Source organism: Arthrobacter hankyongi, assembly GCF_022012395.1.
Lineage (GTDB): Bacteria > Actinomycetota > Actinomycetes > Actinomycetales > Micrococcaceae > Crystallibacter > Crystallibacter hankyongi.
In genome coordinates this window covers 1-15,627 of sequence record NZ_JAKLTQ010000017.1, presented here as the reverse complement: position 1 = coordinate 15,627, position 15,627 = coordinate 1, and the positions used below count along the sequence as shown (strand labels likewise).

At 68.4% G+C, this 15,627-nt stretch carries 15 protein-coding genes and 1 rRNA gene; 5 read left to right on the top strand and 11 right to left on the bottom strand.

Features of this window, described 5'->3' with window-relative positions; genetic code table 11:
- The first annotated feature begins 54 nt into the window (after window positions 1-54).
- From LVY72_RS18095 to LVY72_RS18080, 4 genes are read left to right on the top strand one after another with little or no spacing between them, the layout of a single operon-like run.
- Window positions 55-723, top strand: coding sequence for a GntR family transcriptional regulator (locus tag LVY72_RS18095; protein ID WP_237824134.1), 669 nt, complete (start codon window positions 55-57; stop codon window positions 721-723).
- Window positions 720-2,240 carry an MmgE/PrpD family protein gene (locus LVY72_RS18090; RefSeq protein WP_237824131.1) on the top strand — a complete coding sequence of 507 codons (1,521 nt, stop codon included), beginning with the start codon at window positions 720-722 and terminating at the stop codon, window positions 2,238-2,240. Before LVY72_RS18095 ends, LVY72_RS18090 begins: the two co-directional genes overlap by 4 nt.
- Window positions 2,240-3,166 (top strand): methylisocitrate lyase, encoded by a 927-nt coding sequence (prpB, locus tag LVY72_RS18085; protein ID WP_237824128.1) that lies wholly within the window; start codon window positions 2,240-2,242, stop codon window positions 3,164-3,166. The genes LVY72_RS18090 and prpB overlap by 1 nt, the downstream gene beginning before the upstream one ends.
- Window positions 3,167-3,183: 17 nt before the next feature.
- A complete protein-coding gene (locus tag LVY72_RS18080; protein ID WP_237824125.1) occupies window positions 3,184-4,332 on the top strand; it encodes a bifunctional 2-methylcitrate synthase/citrate synthase in 1,149 nt (382 codons plus the stop codon).
- A 78-nt stretch (window positions 4,333-4,410) separates the two neighbouring features.
- Here the strand turns inward: LVY72_RS18080 and LVY72_RS18075 are convergent, their stop codons facing one another.
- From LVY72_RS18075 to LVY72_RS18030, 10 genes are all read right to left on the bottom strand, one after another.
- Complete coding sequence (locus LVY72_RS18075) at window positions 4,411-4,938, bottom strand: 8-oxo-dGTP diphosphatase (protein WP_237824120.1); 528 nt, start codon at window positions 4,936-4,938, stop codon at window positions 4,411-4,413.
- Window positions 4,939-4,943: 5 nt separating this feature from the next.
- Window positions 4,944-5,927, bottom strand: coding sequence for a site-specific tyrosine recombinase XerD (xerD, locus tag LVY72_RS18070; RefSeq protein ID WP_237824117.1), 984 nt, complete (start codon window positions 5,925-5,927; stop codon window positions 4,944-4,946).
- Window positions 5,928-5,933: 6 nt separating this feature from the next.
- Window positions 5,934-6,614, bottom strand: a complete 681-nt coding sequence (locus LVY72_RS18065) for an NUDIX domain-containing protein (protein WP_237824101.1) — start codon at window positions 6,612-6,614, stop codon at window positions 5,934-5,936.
- Window positions 6,615-8,390, bottom strand: coding sequence for a CTP synthase (pyrG, locus tag LVY72_RS18060; protein WP_308190846.1), 1,776 nt, complete (start codon window positions 8,388-8,390; stop codon window positions 6,615-6,617). It abuts the gene before it with no gap.
- Between the two features lie 79 nt (window positions 8,391-8,469).
- Window positions 8,470-10,197: a DNA repair protein RecN gene (gene recN / locus LVY72_RS18055; protein WP_237824079.1), complete on the bottom strand. Its 1,728-nt coding sequence runs from the start codon at window positions 10,195-10,197 to the stop codon at window positions 8,470-8,472.
- Window positions 10,194-11,189 (bottom strand): NAD kinase, encoded by a 996-nt coding sequence (locus tag LVY72_RS18050; protein ID WP_237824076.1) that lies wholly within the window; start codon window positions 11,187-11,189, stop codon window positions 10,194-10,196. Before LVY72_RS18050 ends, recN begins: the two co-directional genes overlap by 4 nt.
- A gap of 48 nt (window positions 11,190-11,237) precedes the next feature.
- Window positions 11,238-12,044, bottom strand: coding sequence for a TlyA family RNA methyltransferase (locus tag LVY72_RS18045; RefSeq protein ID WP_237824059.1), 807 nt, complete (start codon window positions 12,042-12,044; stop codon window positions 11,238-11,240).
- 6 nt (window positions 12,045-12,050) lie between these two features.
- Complete coding sequence (locus LVY72_RS18040) at window positions 12,051-12,224, bottom strand: hypothetical protein (protein WP_237824057.1); 174 nt, start codon at window positions 12,222-12,224, stop codon at window positions 12,051-12,053.
- Window positions 12,225-12,289: 65 nt separating this feature from the next.
- The gene (locus tag LVY72_RS18035) at window positions 12,290-13,270 is read right to left on the bottom strand and encodes an HAD-IIA family hydrolase (protein WP_237824054.1); all 981 of its coding nucleotides are present in this window, start codon (window positions 13,268-13,270) and stop codon (window positions 12,290-12,292) included.
- Window positions 13,263-14,084: a tetratricopeptide repeat protein gene (locus LVY72_RS18030; RefSeq protein WP_237824038.1), complete on the bottom strand. Its 822-nt coding sequence runs from the start codon at window positions 14,082-14,084 to the stop codon at window positions 13,263-13,265. Before LVY72_RS18030 ends, LVY72_RS18035 begins: the two co-directional genes overlap by 8 nt.
- Window positions 14,085-14,222: 138 nt before the next feature.
- Here LVY72_RS18030 and LVY72_RS18025 point away from each other — a divergent pair, with 138 nt between their 5' ends.
- Window positions 14,223-15,221 (top strand): hypothetical protein, encoded by a 999-nt coding sequence (locus LVY72_RS18025; protein WP_237824035.1) that lies wholly within the window; start codon window positions 14,223-14,225, stop codon window positions 15,219-15,221.
- Between the two features lie 200 nt (window positions 15,222-15,421).
- Here LVY72_RS18025 and rrf read toward each other — a convergent pair.
- Window positions 15,422-15,538 (bottom strand): 5S ribosomal RNA (gene rrf / locus LVY72_RS18020).
- Window positions 15,539-15,627 lie beyond the last annotated feature (89 nt).

Genomic DNA, 15,627 nt, shown 5'->3' with positions numbered 1-15,627 from the left:
ATACACTCGAGTTAGCGGCTGTGAAAGCGCCGCAGACTATCAATGGAGGCCTTCATGCGTGCCAGCGACCGCGCCTACCAGGCGCTGCGCGATGACATCGTCGAATGGCGCCTGCCGCCGGGAACCGTGCTCGGCGAGGTCGAGCAGGCCGAACGGCTGGGTGTCTCCCGCACCCCGCTGCGCGAGGCCCTGGGCCGGCTCACCGCCGAAGGCCTGGCGGCGCCGCACAGCGGCCGCGGCGTCGTCGTCACCGCAATTTCCCTGGATCATGCGGTAGAACTGTTCGAGCTGCGCAGCGCCTTGGAATGCCAGGCCGCGTCGCTGGCAGCCCGGCGCGGCAAGCGGGAGCAGTTCCGCAGCCTGCAGCAGGAGTTCGACTCTGCCGCGGCGCTGCTGCGCGGCGACGACCCGGACCGGCACCGCTACTACGAACTCGTTGCCCGCTTGGACACCGACATCGACGAGGCGGCGGCCAACACCTACCTGAGCCAGGCGCTGAAGAACCTGCGTGTGCACCTGGTCAGGATCCGGCGGCTGGCCAAGGACAACCCGGACCGCCTGCTGGCGTCGGCCACCGAACATGCCAACATTGCCGGCGCCATCGCCGAGGGCGACGGCCAGCTCGCCGCCGCGGCCACGTTGCTGCACCTGCACAACAGCCTCGACCATCTCAAATCCACCCAGCAATCAACCCCGCAGTCATCCGAGAGGACAGCTTCATGACCATCACCCACAAGGTCCGCGTCTACCGCAGCGAGGAGAACCTCCCGCGCGAAGAGCAGCTCGCCTACAAGATCGCCCAGGTCGCCGCCGACCCGGTCGAGGTCACCGACGAGGTCACCGAGATGGTGGTCAACCGCATCATCGACAATGCCTCGGTAGCCATCGCCTCGCTCAACCGCGGCCCCATTGTCGCCGCCCGGGCCCAGGCACTGAGCCACCCTGTGTCGACCGGCGGGCAGGGAGCCGGCGTCTTCGGCGTCGGGCAGAAAACCTCCCCGGAGTGGGCTGCCTGGGCCAACGGCGTGGCCGTGCGCGAACTGGACTACCATGACACCTTCCTGGCCGCCGAATACTCGCACCCCGGGGACAACATCCCGCCGGTGCTGGCCGTTGCCCAGCACACCGGCGCCAGTGGCCGGGACCTGGTCCGCGGCATCGCGACCGGCTACGAAATCCAGGTGGACCTGGCCAAGGCCATCTGCCTGCACAAGCACAAGATCGACCATGTGGCCCACCTCGGCCCCTCGGCGGCCGCCGGCATCGGCACCCTGCTGGGCCTCGACGTCGAAACCATCTTCCAGGCCGTGGGCCAGGCGCTGCATACAACCACGGCGACCCGGCAGTCCCGCAAGGGCGAGATTTCCACCTGGAAGGCCCACGCCCCGGCCTTCGCCGGCAAGATGGCAGTGGAAGCCGTGGACCGTGCCATGCGCGGGCAGACCTCCCCCGTGCCGATCTATGAAGGCGAAGACGGCGTCATCGCCTGGCTGCTGGATGGGCCCGATGCCTCCTACGAGGTGCCGCTGCCGGCCCCGGGCGAAGCCAAGCGCGCCATTCTGGACACCTACACCAAGGAACACTCGGCCGAGTACCAGGCCCAGGCCCTGATCGACCTGGCCCGCAAGCTGCACCGCGAGCATCCCGGACTCGCCGACCCGGCCAACGTGGAAAAGATCGTCATCCACACCTCGCACCACACCCACTATGTGATCGGCTCCGGCGCCAACGACCCGCAGAAGTACGATCCGAAGGCCTCGCGCGAGACGCTGGACCACTCCATCCCCTACATCTTCACCGTCGCGCTGCAGGACGGTGCCTGGCACCATGTTGATTCCTACAGCCCCGACCGGGCCGGCCGGGCGGACACCGTCGAACTCTGGCGCAAGGTTTCCACGCTGGAGGACCCGGAATGGACCCGCCGCTACCACTCGCTGGACATCAGCGAAAAGGCCTTCGGCGGCCGGGTCGAAATCACGCTGGCCGACGGAAGCACCGTGGTGGACGAGATCGCGGTGGCCGATGCCCATCCGCTCGGCGCCCGGCCCTTCGCCCGCGGACAGTACGTCAACAAGCTGCGCACCCTCGCCAAGGGGGTCGTGGACGACGCCGAGATCGACAGGTTCCTCGCCGCCGTCGAGCGCCTGCCCGAACTCGCCGCCGGCGAACTGGACCAGCTGAACATCCAGGCCGCGGACGGGGTCATCGACCTGTCACAGGGCCCGAAGGGACTCTTCTGATGCTGTACTCCACCACCACCCCCGAACAGAAGCGGGCCGCGCTGCGCGCCATGCTCGCCTCGGGCACGATCGTCCAGTTCCCCGGCGCCTTCAACCCGCTCTCGGCGAAGCTGATCCAGGAAAAGGGTTTCGACGGCGTCTACATCTCCGGCGCCGTGCTGGCCAACGACCTGGGCCTGCCGGACATCGGACTGACCACCCTGACCGAGGTCGCCACCCGCGCCGGGCAGATCGCCCGGATGACCGACCTGCCGGCCCTGGTGGACGCGGACACCGGCTTCGGCGAGCCGATGAACGTGGCCCGCACGGTGCAGGAACTGGAAAACGCCGGACTGGCCGGCTGCCACATCGAGGACCAGTTCAACCCCAAGCGCTGCGGCCACCTGGACGGCAAGAACGTGGTGGACACCGACACCGCCGCCAAGCGGATCCGCGCCGCAGCCGACGCCCGCCGGGACCCGGACTTTTTGATCATGGCCCGCACCGACATCCGCGCCGTCGACGGCCTGGCCGCCGCGCAGGACCGTGCCCGGGCCCTGGTGGATGCCGGGGCGGATGCGATCTTCCCCGAGGCGATGGCCACCGTGGCGGAGTTCGCCGCGATCCGGGACGCGGTCGACGTGCCGATCCTGGCGAACATGACCGAGTTCGGCAAGAGCGACCTGTTCACCACCAAGCAGCTGGCCGACGCCGGCGTCAACATGGTGATCTACCCGGTCACCCTGCTGCGGATCGCCATGCGTGCCGCCGAACGCACCCTCGAGGCCCTCAAGGCCGAGGGAACACAGGAAGCCGAGGTACCGAACATGCTCACGCGTGCGCGTTTGTACGAATTGGTGGATTATGAAGCGTACAACCACTTCGATACCTCGGTCTTCAACTTCCAGGTGCCCGGCCGGCCTGCCCAGTCCCTAGGCACGAAATGAATCAGCAAGGAGCAGTCATGACTACCGAAACAACTGCGCCCGCTCCGCAGATCCATAAGGGGCTGGCCGGCGTCGTGGTCGACACCACACGCATCTCCAAGGTCAACCCGGAGACCAATTCGCTGCTGTACCGCGGCTACCCGGTGCAGGAACTGGCCGCCAAGTGCAGCTTCGAGGAGGTGGCCTACCTGCTCTGGAACGGCGAACTGCCCGACGCGGAGCAGCTGTCCGTCTTCACGCAGCGTGAGCGCGCCCAGCGGGCGCTCGACCCGGTGGTGAAGTCCGTGATCGATACACTGCCGCTGACCGCGCACCCGATGGACATCTGCCGCACCGCCGCCTCCGTGATGGGTGCCCGCCACCCGCTGGCAGAGGATTCCTCGCCCGAGGCCAACCTGGCCAAGGCGATGGACCTGTTCGCCGCCTTCCCCGCCATCGTCGCCTATGACCAGCGCCGGCGCCGCGGCCAGCAACCCGTGGAGCCGCGCGAGGACCTGGGCTATGCAGCCAACTTCCTCTGGATGAGCTTCGGCGAGGAGGCCGCCGACGACGTGGTGGATGCCTTCAACGTCTCGATGATCCTCTACGCCGAACACTCGTTCAACGCCTCCACGTTCACCGCCCGGGTGATCACCTCCACGCTCTCCGACCTGCACTCGGCGGTCACCGGCGCCATCGGCGCACTCAAGGGCCCGCTGCACGGCGGCGCGAACGAGGCCGTGATGGAGACCTTCGAGCAGATCGGCATGGACGGGGACAACCTCACCGAGCGGGCCACCGCCTGGCTGGAGGATGCACTGGCCAGCAAGAAGAAGATCATGGGCTTCGGCCACCGGGTCTACAAGCACGGCGACTCCCGGGTGCCGACCATGAAGGCCGCGCTGGACCGGATGATCCTGCACTATGACCGCCCGGACATCAGCGAACTCTACGACGCGCTGGCCGCCGGGATGCACCAGCGCAAGAACATCGAGCCGAACCTGGACTACCCCGCCGGGCCGGCCTACCACCTGATGGGCTTCGACACGCAGACCTTCACGCCGATCTTCGTGGCCGCCCGCATCACCGGCTGGACCGCCCACATCATGGAACAGCTCGAGGCCAACTCGCTCATCCGCCCGCTGAGCGAATACAACGGCCCCGACCAGCGCTCCGTCGAGCCCTAGCCACTACCCCACCTGCTCCCCCCATCGACAGTTGACGCCCTTCCCAAGCTGGGAAGGGCGTTAACTGTCGATGGGGGGCTACCGGGGCAGGGGCAGGACGGCTGCCACTGTTTCGTTGTCCCGGTTGAGCACGATGCGCAGCTGCGGCGCGGAGCCGGTCAGTGCCAACGGCAGCCAGTTGCCGGCGTCGTGCCACATGTCCGCCAGCGGCAGGGCATCGACCCGGTACCAGGCCGGAACAATCTCGTCGGACTCGGCAGGCTCGCCTTCCCAGCGCCTGGCCACGAACAGGTCCGTGTCCATGTTCCAGTCAGGATTGGCGGGGAAATCGAAGAAGATCCGGCCGGCCCGCTCCAGGTGCTCGGGGCGGACCAGCACGCCGGTTTCCTCGAACACCTCCCGGCACGCCGCTTGGAGGCTGCTCTCTCCTGCTTCCAGCTTGCCGCCGACGCCGACGACCTTGCCCGCGCCGAATCCGGCCTTCTTGCGTCCAAGCAGCACGCTCAGCCCGGCAGTATCGCCATCCACAGTGTCGCCATCCACAATGTCGCTGCGCAGTAGGAAACAGAGTGCGACGGCGATCGGCCCGGCGCCGGGATTGCGCATCCGGATCAACCCTGCGCGCGGGGATGTGCCGCGGCGAAGACTTCGCGCAGGGTGTCGGCCGTGACCAGGGTGTAGACCTGGGTGGTGGTCACCGAGGCATGGCCGAGCAGCTCCTGGACCACGCGCACGTCCGCCCCGCCTTCCAGCAGGTGTGTGGCAAAGGAGTGCCGCAGGGTGTGCGGCGAGACTTCCTGGACGATGCCGGCCTTCTCCGCCGCAGCCTTCAGGATGGTCCAGGCGCTTTGCCGGCTCAGCCGCCCGCCGCGGGCGTTCAGGAACAGGGCAGGCGTACCGCGGCCCTTGGCTGCGATCCCGGGCCGGGCCCGGACCAGGTAATTGTCCACGGCTTCGGCCGCGTAGGAGCCCAGCGGCACCACGCGTTCCTTCGACCCCTTGCCGAACAGGCGGACGATGGCCGGTCCCGCCCCGTCGCGTTCCACCGCGACGTCGTCCACGTCCAGCCCCACGGCCTCGCTGATCCGTGCCCCGGTGGAGTACAGGAATTCCAGTAGCGCCCGGTCGCGCAGCCCGGCCGGGGTGTCGGTGCCCACGGACTCAAGCAGCCGCGTCACCTCGGCCACGGAGATGGCCTTGGGCAGGCGCTTGCCCGGCATCGGCGGATGAACGTCCGTCGCGGCGTCGCCGGCGGTGATGCCTTCGAGCACCCAGAACTTGTGCAGTCCGCGGACCGCGACGATGGCCCGGGCCGCCGACCGCACGCTCAGCGCCGCCCCGCCGTCGGCGCCGTCGGTCAGTGCCTGCGCGAACGCAGTGACGTCATGGCGTGTGATCTCCTGCGGGGCGCCGATGCCGCGCTGCTGCAGGAAGCGCAGGTAGCGGTTCAGGTCCCGCCGGTAGGCGGCCAGCGTATTGGCCGCCAGTCCGCGTTCAACCCCCATGTGCTGCAGGTAGTCCTCCGCGGCTCGGACCAGCGGGCCCGTCCCGTCCGGACCGGCGGCAGCGCCGGCCACGGTCCCCGTTGCTGGCATCGGTGCTCAGGCCCCGTGCTGTCCCGGCGTGGCCCAGGTATGGCGCTGCGAGGGGTGCTCCGGCCAGGGGGCATCCGCCGGGCGCAGACCGCTGAATCCGGTCCGCGCTGCCTCGGCCGCCGCGAGGACACCCACGACGGCAGACGGGTTGTGCAGGCGTCCGCCGAGCACCCCATTGACCGCCTCCTCGAGACTGACCCAACGGTGCTCGATCTCGGCTTCCTCCTCGGTGCGCACATGCCGCTGGTCCTCGGGCACCTCGGCGAGCTCCCGGGCCAGATAGATCCGGATGGCTTCGCTGGACGAGCCGGGTGAATTGAAGAAATCCACCAGCACATCCCAGCGCTGTGCCGTCAGGTCCGCTTCCTCGGCCAGTTCCCGCGCTGCGGCAGCAGCGAAGTCCTCGCCGTGAACGTCCAGCAACCCGGCGGGGATTTCCCAGAAGGACATCCGTGCCGGCTGCCGGTACTGCTTCAGCAGCAGGACACGGCCGCGCTCGTCCATGGCCAGCACGGCGACGGCGCCCGGGTGCGCGATGTAGTCGCGGACCAGGACGTCGTCACCGCTGCCGGACAGGCTGAAGGTATCGCTGACCACGTCCCAGATGCGGCCCTCGTAAACGGTGCGGGAGTCGATCAGCTTCCGCGGATCCGGCTGGTCGGTGAGGTCCCGCGGCCCGTCAGCCATCTAGGCGCCGGCCTCGGCGGCTGCCGGCTCGGCGGATTCCGGCTCTGTGGCTGCCGGCTCGGCAGCAGCCTTCTTGGCCTTCGGCTTGCCGTGGTTCAGGGCCGCGGCAACCAGACCGGCGAACAACGGATGCGGCCGGGTAGGACGCGAGCTCAGTTCCGGGTGCGCCTGGGTGGAAACGTAGTACGGATGCACTTCGGCCGGCAGTTCGACGAACTCGACCAGTTTGCCGTCCGGAGACGTACCCGAGAAGACCAGGCCCGCATCCGCCAGCTGACCGCGGTACTTGTTGTTGACCTCGTAGCGGTGCCGGTGCCGCTCGCTCACCTCGGTGGTCCCGTAGGTGGTTGCGACTACCGACCCGGGTACCAGGGTGGCGTCGTAGAGACCCAGCCGCATCGTGCCGCCCAGGTCGCCGCGCCCTTCGACGATCTCCAACTGCTCTTCCATGGTGGCGATCACCGGGAACTCGGTGTCCGGGTCGAATTCGGTCGAGGAGGCACCGGCCAGGCCAACCACGTTGCGGGCGTATTCCATCACCATGGACTGCAGACCCAGGCACAGACCCAAGGTCGGGATCTTGTGCTCGCGGGCGAACTTCAGCGCACCCAGCTTGCCTTCGAGGCCGCGGATGCCAAAGCCGCCGGGCACGCAGATGGCCTGCACGCCGGCCAGCGACGTAGCGGCGCCTTCCTCGGTGGCGCAGTCGTCCGAAGGGACCCAGCGGATCTTGACCTTGGTCTTGTTGGCGAAGCCGCCGGCGCGCAGCGCCTCGGTGACGGAGAGGTAGGCGTCCGGCAGGTCGATGTACTTGCCGACCAGGGCAACCTCGACCTCGTGGCGCGGGTTGTGGACGGCCTCCAGCAGCCGGTTCCACTTGCTCCAGTTCACGTCCTTGAACTTCAGGTCCAGGTGCTGGACGATGTACGCGTCCAGGCCCTGGGCATGCAGCGTCTTGGGAATGTCGTAGATGCTCGGTGCATCCGGGCAGCCGATCACGGCGTCGACGTCGACGTCGCACATCCGGCCGATCTTCTCGCGCATCGGCTGCGGGACTTCCCGGTCCGAACGGATCACGATCGCGTCCGGCTGGATGCCGATCGAGCGCAGCGCCGCCACGGAGTGCTGCGTCGGCTTGGTCTTCAGCTCCTGGGACGGGCCGATGTACGGCACCAGCGAGACATGCAGGAAGAAGACGTTGGAGCGGCCGATATCCTGGCGCACCTGCCGGGCGGACTCCAGGAACGGCTGGGACTCGATGTCGCCCACCGTGCCGCCGATTTCGGTGATGATGACATCCGGGGCCTTCTTGCCGCCGGCGGGTTCCGCGGGCAGGCGCATCCGGCGCTTGATCTCGTCCGTGATGTGCGGGATGACCTGGACCGTGTCGCCGAGGTACTCGCCGCGCCGCTCCTTGGCGATCACCGTGGAATAGACCTGGCCGGTCGTCACGTTGGCCGAGCCGTCCAGGCTTTCGTCCAGGAACCGCTCGTAGTGTCCGATATCCAGGTCCGTCTCGGCGCCGTCATCGGTCACGAAGACTTCGCCGTGCTGGAAGGGGTTCATGGTCCCCGGATCCACGTTCAGATAGGGATCCAGCTTCTGCATGGTGACCGAGAGTCCGCGGGCCCGGAGCAGGTGGCCGAGGCTCGATGCCGTCAGCCCCTTCCCGAGGGAGGACGCCACGCCGCCGGTGACGAAGATATGTTTGGTCGTCTGCGACGACTTGGGAAAACGGGAATTAGTTCGCTGCACCACGGAATTCGAGCCTATCACCTTTCCGGCGGCCCCGGGGTCCGATGCCGCGCTGCCTGCTGCCGATCGTACCCTCTTTGCCCATGGACTTTACCCATGGTCACAGACTCTGCCTGGCCCCTTCGATCAGTTCCAGGGCATGTGCGCGGGCGGATTCGGATTCCTCCTGGCCGGCGAGCATGCGGGCCAGTTCGGTGATCCGCTCCTCGTCGGTCAGCAACGTCACATCGCTGGCCGTGACGCCCTCGCTGCCCTTCTTCCCCGCCGGGGCCGAGGTTTTGAAGACCCGGATGTGCTGGCCGGCGAAGGCTGCGACCTGCGGCAGGTGCGTCACCACAATCACTTGGACGTATTTGGCGAGCATGGCCAGCCGGCGGCCGATTTCGACGGCGGCCTTGCCGCCGACGCCCGAATCCACCTCGTCGAACACAAAAGTCGGCACCGGATCAACCGCGGCCAGGACCACTTCGATGGCGAGCATCACGCGCGAGAGTTCACCGCCGGAGGCGCCCTTGCCCAGCGGCCGGGGCGCCGCTCCCGGATGCGGCTTGAGCAGGAAGGAGATGCTGTCCGCACCGTGGGCGGACAGCTCCGCCGGTTCGATCCCGATGGTCAGCTGCGCGTTGGCCATGGCCAGCGCCGCCAGCTCCTCCCCCACCCGGGCCGCCAGCTCCCCGGCGGCCTTTTGCCGCAGCGAGGTCACCGCGGCCGACTGTTCCTTCAGCCGCTCCGCCAGCTCCCCAATCTCCGCCTCCAGCCGCTCGATCCGGGAAGAGTCGTCGGTCAGCTCGTCGAGGCGCTGGCGCGCGCCGCTGCTCCACTCGAGCACCTCGTCGATGCTGGGGGCGTACTTGCGCACCAGTTTGGCCAGGTCCGCGCGCCGGTTCTCCACCTCTTCGAGCCGCCCCGGACCCTCGGTGTCCAGCGCCGCCGCGTAGCTGGCCAGTTCGTGGGCCACGTCCGCGAGCACATAGCCCACCTCCGCCAGCCGCTCGGCGGCTTTGCCCAGCTCCGGGTCCTCGTCGCTGGCCTGCTCCAGGCTCCGCCTGGCCGCCTCGACCAGAGTGACCGCGTCAGAGGACTCGCCGTAGTCTTCCTCGGCCACCAGGGCCTGATGGGCCAGCGTGGCCGCCGCCCGCAGCTGCTCCACGTTGGCCAGCTTCAGTGCCTCGGCCTTCAGGGCCTCGTCTTCCCCTGGCTGCGGGTCCACGCCGTCGATCTCCTCCAGGGCCAGCTGCAGGCTTTCGGCCTCGCGCAGCCGCTCCCGGGCTGCCGTGCGCAGCGCCTCGAGCTCGGCGCTGGCGTCGCGCCAGCGGTGGTAGGAGCCCTGGTACGCGGCCAGGGCCTTTGCCAGCGCAGGACCGGCAAACTTGTCCAGCGCCTCACGCTGGGCCGCCTGGCTCTTGAGCCGGAGCTGGTCGGACTGGCCGTGGACCGCCACCAGCTGTTCGCCCAGTTCGGCCAGCACCCCCACCGGAGCGCTGCGGCCGCCCACGTGCGCGCGGCTGCGTCCGTCGGCATTGACGGTGCGCGCCAGCATCAGCTCGGCCGCGCCGTCGAACTCCTCGATTTCGGCGCCCGCTTCGGCTGCCCTGGCCAGGGCCGGGCTGTCCGGCGTCAGCCGGACGATCGCTTCGGCAACGGCCGATGGCGCGCCGGTGCGGACCGCGCCTGCGTCGGCCCGCGCACCGAGCAGCAGGCCCAGCGCGGTGACCACCATGGTTTTGCCCGCGCCGGTTTCGCCGGTCACCACGGACAGGCCGGGCCCCAGCGGCAGCGTGGCCTCGGTAATGACACCGAGGTTCCGGATACGGATTTCCTCGATCACGGCCGGGTCTCCTCCCGCGGCTGGAGGTGGTGTGGTTCCACCGTGTGGACTTCGGGCACGGGCATGGTGGGCTTCCGGGCTTCGCTTTCCTTGACCGGCCCGCGCCAGCCGGTAGTCGGCAGTTCGAATTTGCGCACCAGGCGCTCTGCAAAGGGCGTCTGCCTGGTCCGGGCCAGGCGCACAGGCTGGTCCGACTTGGTCACTTCCACGCGCGAACCCGGCGGCAAATCCAGGCTGCGGCGGCCGTCGCACCAGAGCACGCCGTTGGCATCGGTCCGGCTCAGGATCTCCAGTGCCATCACGGAAGTCGGCGCCACGACCAGTGGCTTGGCAAAGAGCGCATGGGCACTGATCGGGACCATCAGCAGCGCCTGGACCTCGGGCCACACCACCGGACCTCCGGCGGAAAAGGCGTAGGCGGTGGAACCTGTGGGCGTAGCCATCACCACACCGTCGCAGCCGAACGAGCTGATCGGCAGCGCATCCACCTCCAGCACCACCTCCAGCATGCGCTGGCGGTCCGATTTCTCCACGGTTGCTTCATTCAGGGCCCAGGTATGGGCGATTTTCTGCTTGTCCAGCCAGACCTGGACGTCGATGGTCATACGCTCTTCCACCGTGTAATCGCGCTCGACGACCCAGCGCACCGTCTGCGCCAGGTCAGCCCGCTCGCTTTCGGCCAGGAAGCCGACATGGCCCAGGTTCACGCCCAGCAACGGCACATCGGAGCCGCGGACCAGCTCGGCCGAACGCAGGATGGTTCCGTCTCCGCCCAGGACCATCCCCAGGTCGACCTTTTCCAGGGACAAGTCCTCGTCCAGGACCTCGGTGGGACCTGCCAGCTCACCGTACGCCTGCCGGATCTGGTTGATCTCCTGCCTGCGCATCACCGGCACCAGCCCGGCCGCCCGCAGCTGCACGCAGGTCTCCTGCGCCGCAGCCATGGCATCCTGCCGGCCGGTGTGGGTGAGAATTAGGATTCGCCTGCTCATGCGCTCACTTTCAATGGCTTGTGCCCTGGTCGCCGCGGATGTTCTGCCTCACTGCGGATACTGCCTCATGGCTTCCCGCACCTCGGCCTCCAGTTCCATACCGATCCTAGGCACCGGCTGTGACAACGGCATCCTAAGCCAGAGGAAGAATTCGACATTGCCGTCCTGGCCGGGCAGCGGACTGCGGGCCAGGCCCCGCACCTGAAGCCCGGCGCCGACGGCGCTGCGTACCACGCCTTCGACGGCGCGCCGCCGTTCTTCCTCGGAAGTCACGACGCCGGTGTGGGCCAGGTTTTCACGGCCCACCTCGAACTGCGGCTTCACCATCAGCACCAGGTCCCCGCCGGGATCGGTGGCCCGGCTCAGTGGCCCGATGACCAGGGTCAGCGAGATAAAGGACAAGTCTGCGACGGTCAGTGCGGCGGGGCCGCCGATGGTGGCGCTGTCCAAGTAGCGCACATTCAATCCCTCGAACAACTGCACGCGTGCGTCCGCCCGCAGCTGCGGCACCAGCTGGCCGTGGCCGACGTCGACCGCGGCCACCTCGCGCGCGCCGGCACGCAGCAGCACGTCGGTGAAACCTCCGGTGGAGGCACCGGCGTCCAGGCAACGCAGCCCCTCCGGGCGGATTTCGGGGAAAGCTTCCAGGGCGCCGGCAAGCTTGTGCCCGGCACGGCTGACATAGTCCGGTCCGGCACTGGCCACCAGCAGGTCGTCGCCCGGCCCGACGGCGAAGGCCGGCTTCGTCAGCACGGTGCCCGCCCGGCTCACCAACCCGCCGGCTATCAGCTTGGCCGCATGGGTGCGGGACCGGGCGAGACCACGGGCCACGAGTTCCTGGTCGAGACGCGGCATGCCGGATCAGTCCGTCCCGGCGTCAAGGTCCGCCAGCAGGTCGTCGTGGATCTGGTCGTAACGCTCCGCCTGGCCCGACATGGATAGCTCTGGCAGTTCGGACAGCTCCGCGAGGATGCCATCTACGCTCTCGTCCCCGGTCGGGTCCGGCTGGGCTGGCCAGGCCACTGGCGTATCCATGCGTGCTGCTCCCTTCAGGCTGTTTCCTCCAGTCTAACGAGTAGCAGGCAGCCACCCGGCCAGCGCTATGGCACCAGTTCGGGGCGGCGGACGGTGTCCGCTTCCGGATTGGCCTGCCACCAGGCCGCGCACGCACAGCGCCAGGTATCGAGGTTGTCCCTGCTGCCGGAAAGCCGCAGCCGGCCCGACTCCACGACGGCCGCGGACTTTCCGCACCGGAAGGCACCGCCGTCGGCAGTGACCGCCGGGTACGGCAGGTACAGCTCGCCCAAGTCCGCCAGCAGGTAGCGCGGGCGCTCTGCGGTCCGGGCGGCCAGGATTGATTCGACGGTGTCCACCCCGGTCAGTACGGCGGCCGTGTCCATCCCGGCGTTGTTGCCGCCCAGGATGTCGGTGTCCAGCCGGTCGCCGACCACCAGCGGGCGCCTGGCACCAAGGCTGGCGGCAGCGGCCTCGAACAATGTAGCTTCCGGCTTGCCGGCCACCAGCGGCTCCGCCCCGGTCGCCGCTTGGACGGCGGCCACCAGCGCACCGTTGCCGGGGGCGATGCCGCGGTCGCGGGGAATCGTCATGTCGGTATTGGTGGCCACCCAGACAGCGCCACGGGCAATCGCGAACGATGCCTCGGCCAGGTCCTTCCAGCCGACCGAAGGATCGAAGCCCTGGATGACGGCGGCCGGATCATCAGCGGCCGACCGCACCGGCACCAGACCCTGTTCCTCCACCATCTCGGCCAGGAAGTGGCTGCCGGTGACCAGCACGCGCGAACCTGCCGGCACCTGCCGGGCCAGCAGGAGCGCCCCGGCCCAGGCGGATCCGAAGACCTGGCCGGGCGCCGCAGGTGCCCCGAGGCTGCGCAGGTGCGCTGCCACTTCCTCCGGGGACCGGGAGGCGTTGTTCGTGATGTAGCCGAGCGCGGTCCCGGTTTCGGCCAGCTTGTCCAAGGCCTCGACGGCGCCGGTAATGGCGCCAGGCCCGGCGTAGACGACGCCGTCCAGATCCGAGAGCAGCGCGTCGTAACCGGAGATCAGCGGGGCATCAGTCATCACTGCCGGCAGCCTGCCGGTCCCCAGCCGCTGCGCTCTCGGCGGGCTCATCCGCGGACTCCGCAACGGATTCTTCCGCGGCAGCAGAGTCCGCTGCTGGTTCTGCCGCAGCCGGTTCTGCTACGGCAGCCTCTTCTGCTACAGGCTGGCCGGCCGGGCCGTCAGACTGCTCGGCTTCCGCCTGCTCATCCTCCGGGCGGCTGGGATGTTCGTCCCTGGCTTCCTCGTCCCTGGCATCCTCGTCGCCGACGAGGTCCAGGATGTCGGGTTCGGCAAAGTCCCCCACGCCCAGGGCACTATCGGCAACGAGCGCCTGCCGGCGCCACGTGGCGGCGTCCTCATGACGTCCCACGGCTTCCAAGGCGTCTGCATACGCGCGGAAAAGCCGGGGACTGAAGGAAAAGGCACGGTTCATGTCCAGCTGAGGAATTTCCAATGCAGCGACAGCCGCCTCGTGTTCGCCCAGGTCGGCCCGTGCACCGGACACCACCATGGCCAGCTCCACCTTTCCCGCATTGTCCAGGGATTCAGCGTCCTCGGACCGGGCCAGTTCCAGCGCGCGGTCCGGACGACCCAGACCACGTTCGCAGTCGGCCATCAGCGGCAGGTGTTCGTTGGAACCGCTGATCCGGCGGAACGTGCGGAATTCTCGCAATGCCTCACCATAATGGCCTGCGGCATAGGCGGTCAGTCCAACGGCTTCACGGACCGGCGCCATGCGTCCACCCCGGCGGCTGGCGGCCAAGGCGTGCTGGAAGGCCAGCTCCGGCTCGACGTCCATGAGCCTGGCAGCCATCACGAGGTGCTTGGACACCCACTCGGCGTTCTTCGATTCCAGGGTCTTCAGCTGTGCGCGGACGACACGGTCCAGCTCGGCACCGGTGATGTCGTCGTCGATGTCGGGTGATTTCGGACGGTCTGAGCGGTTGGCGCTGCGAAGGTCCGTGGGGTTGTGTGGGCGCTGCGGCGCCCTGCCGTCGTCCCTGCCGTCGCCGCGGAACTCAGGCCGGTCACCGTACTCGCGGCGCGGGCCACGCGACTCAGAACCGCGGTCTTCGCGGGGACGGTAGCCCTGGCCGCCGCGGTCGTCACGGCGCTCATCACGGTCCTGACGGGGCCGGTCACCATAGTCACGCCGCGGACGATCACCATACTCGCGGCGCGGACCGCGCGACTCATAACCCCGGTCATCACGGCGCTCCGGACGGGGCCGGTCACCGTACTCGCGGCGCGGGCCGCGCGACTCAGAACCGCGGTCTTCGCGGGGACGGTAGCCCTGGCCGCCGCGGTCGTCACGGCGCTCATCACGGTCCTGACGCGGTCGGTCACCATACTCGCGGCGCGGACCACGCGACTCATAACCCCGGTCGTCACGGCGCTCCGGACGAGGCCGGTAGCCCTGCCCACCGCGGTCGTCGCCGCGCTGCGGACGGGGCCGGTCACCATACTCACGGCGAGGACCACGGGATTCGTAGCCGCGCTCTTCGCGGGGACGGTAGCCCTGCCCACCGCGGTCATCACGACGGAAATCACGGCTGTCTTCACGGCGGTCCGGGCGGTCCTGACGCGGTCGGTCACCATAGTCACGCCGCGGACGATCACCATACTCGCGACGCGGACCGCGCGACTCAGAACCCCGGTCATCACGGGGACGGTTGCCCTGGCCACCCCGGTCATCACGACGATCCTGGCGGGGCCGGTCACCGTACTCGCCGCGCGGACGAGACTCGAAGTCGCGACGGTCCTCACGGGGACGGTAACCCTGCCCACCACGTTCCGACCCGGACCGGCCCTCGCGGGAACGATAGCCACGCGGGTCGCCGCCCGAGTTGTTCGTTCCCCGGTATGCACCGCCCTTGTCGTATGCACCGCCCTTGTCGTCTCGTCCACCACGACCATGGAATTCAGCCATGCCGGAAGCTCCTTTCAGCGGGCCGGGCATCCCAGGTAGCTCCTGGGCCGTCAAACGCTATGATGATGAAAATTAATTTGGAAGTCATTGCTCGGAAACCGCTCCGTGCCATCGATCTATTCTAGTGCAGTCGTCTGCAAGTGCAGGCCGGAACGGCTCTGATACGGCTGTGATGCCACTAACCCGGTAGAAACAGCAAAGGCCCCGCCAACATTGGCGGGGCCTTTGCTCTAACGATTGTCCGGCGGTGTCCTACTCTCCCACACCCTCCCGGGTGCAGTACCATCGGCGCTGCGGGTCTTAGCTTCCGGGTTCGGGATGGGTCCGGGCGTTTCCCCCGCGCTATGGCCGCCGTAACCCTTGCATCCGTTCACCGGCACAGCCGGCTGGATAAATCTTGGGGCTACAGCCAATTGCGGCTGTCGTTTGCTCTATTCAGTTTTCA

Coding starts and splice junctions, on each gene's coding strand:
- LVY72_RS18095 (WP_237824134.1), top strand. CDS start 55: ATGCGTGCCAGCGACCGCGCCTACCAGGCGCTGCGCGATGACATCGTC.
- LVY72_RS18090 (WP_237824131.1), top strand. CDS start 720: ATGACCATCACCCACAAGGTCCGCGTCTACCGCAGCGAGGAGAACCTC.
- prpB (WP_237824128.1), top strand. CDS start 2,240: ATGCTGTACTCCACCACCACCCCCGAACAGAAGCGGGCCGCGCTGCGC.
- LVY72_RS18080 (WP_237824125.1), top strand. CDS start 3,184: ATGACTACCGAAACAACTGCGCCCGCTCCGCAGATCCATAAGGGGCTG.
- LVY72_RS18075 (WP_237824120.1), bottom strand. CDS start 4,938: ATGCGCAATCCCGGCGCCGGGCCGATCGCCGTCGCACTCTGTTTCCTA.
- xerD (WP_237824117.1), bottom strand. CDS start 5,927: ATGCCAGCAACGGGGACCGTGGCCGGCGCTGCCGCCGGTCCGGACGGG.
- LVY72_RS18065 (WP_237824101.1), bottom strand. CDS start 6,614: ATGGCTGACGGGCCGCGGGACCTCACCGACCAGCCGGATCCGCGGAAG.
- LVY72_RS18050 (WP_237824076.1), bottom strand. CDS start 11,189: ATGAGCAGGCGAATCCTAATTCTCACCCACACCGGCCGGCAGGATGCC.
- LVY72_RS18045 (WP_237824059.1), bottom strand. CDS start 12,044: ATGCCGCGTCTCGACCAGGAACTCGTGGCCCGTGGTCTCGCCCGGTCC.
- LVY72_RS18040 (WP_237824057.1), bottom strand. CDS start 12,224: ATGGATACGCCAGTGGCCTGGCCAGCCCAGCCGGACCCGACCGGGGAC.
- LVY72_RS18035 (WP_237824054.1), bottom strand. CDS start 13,270: ATGACTGATGCCCCGCTGATCTCCGGTTACGACGCGCTGCTCTCGGAT.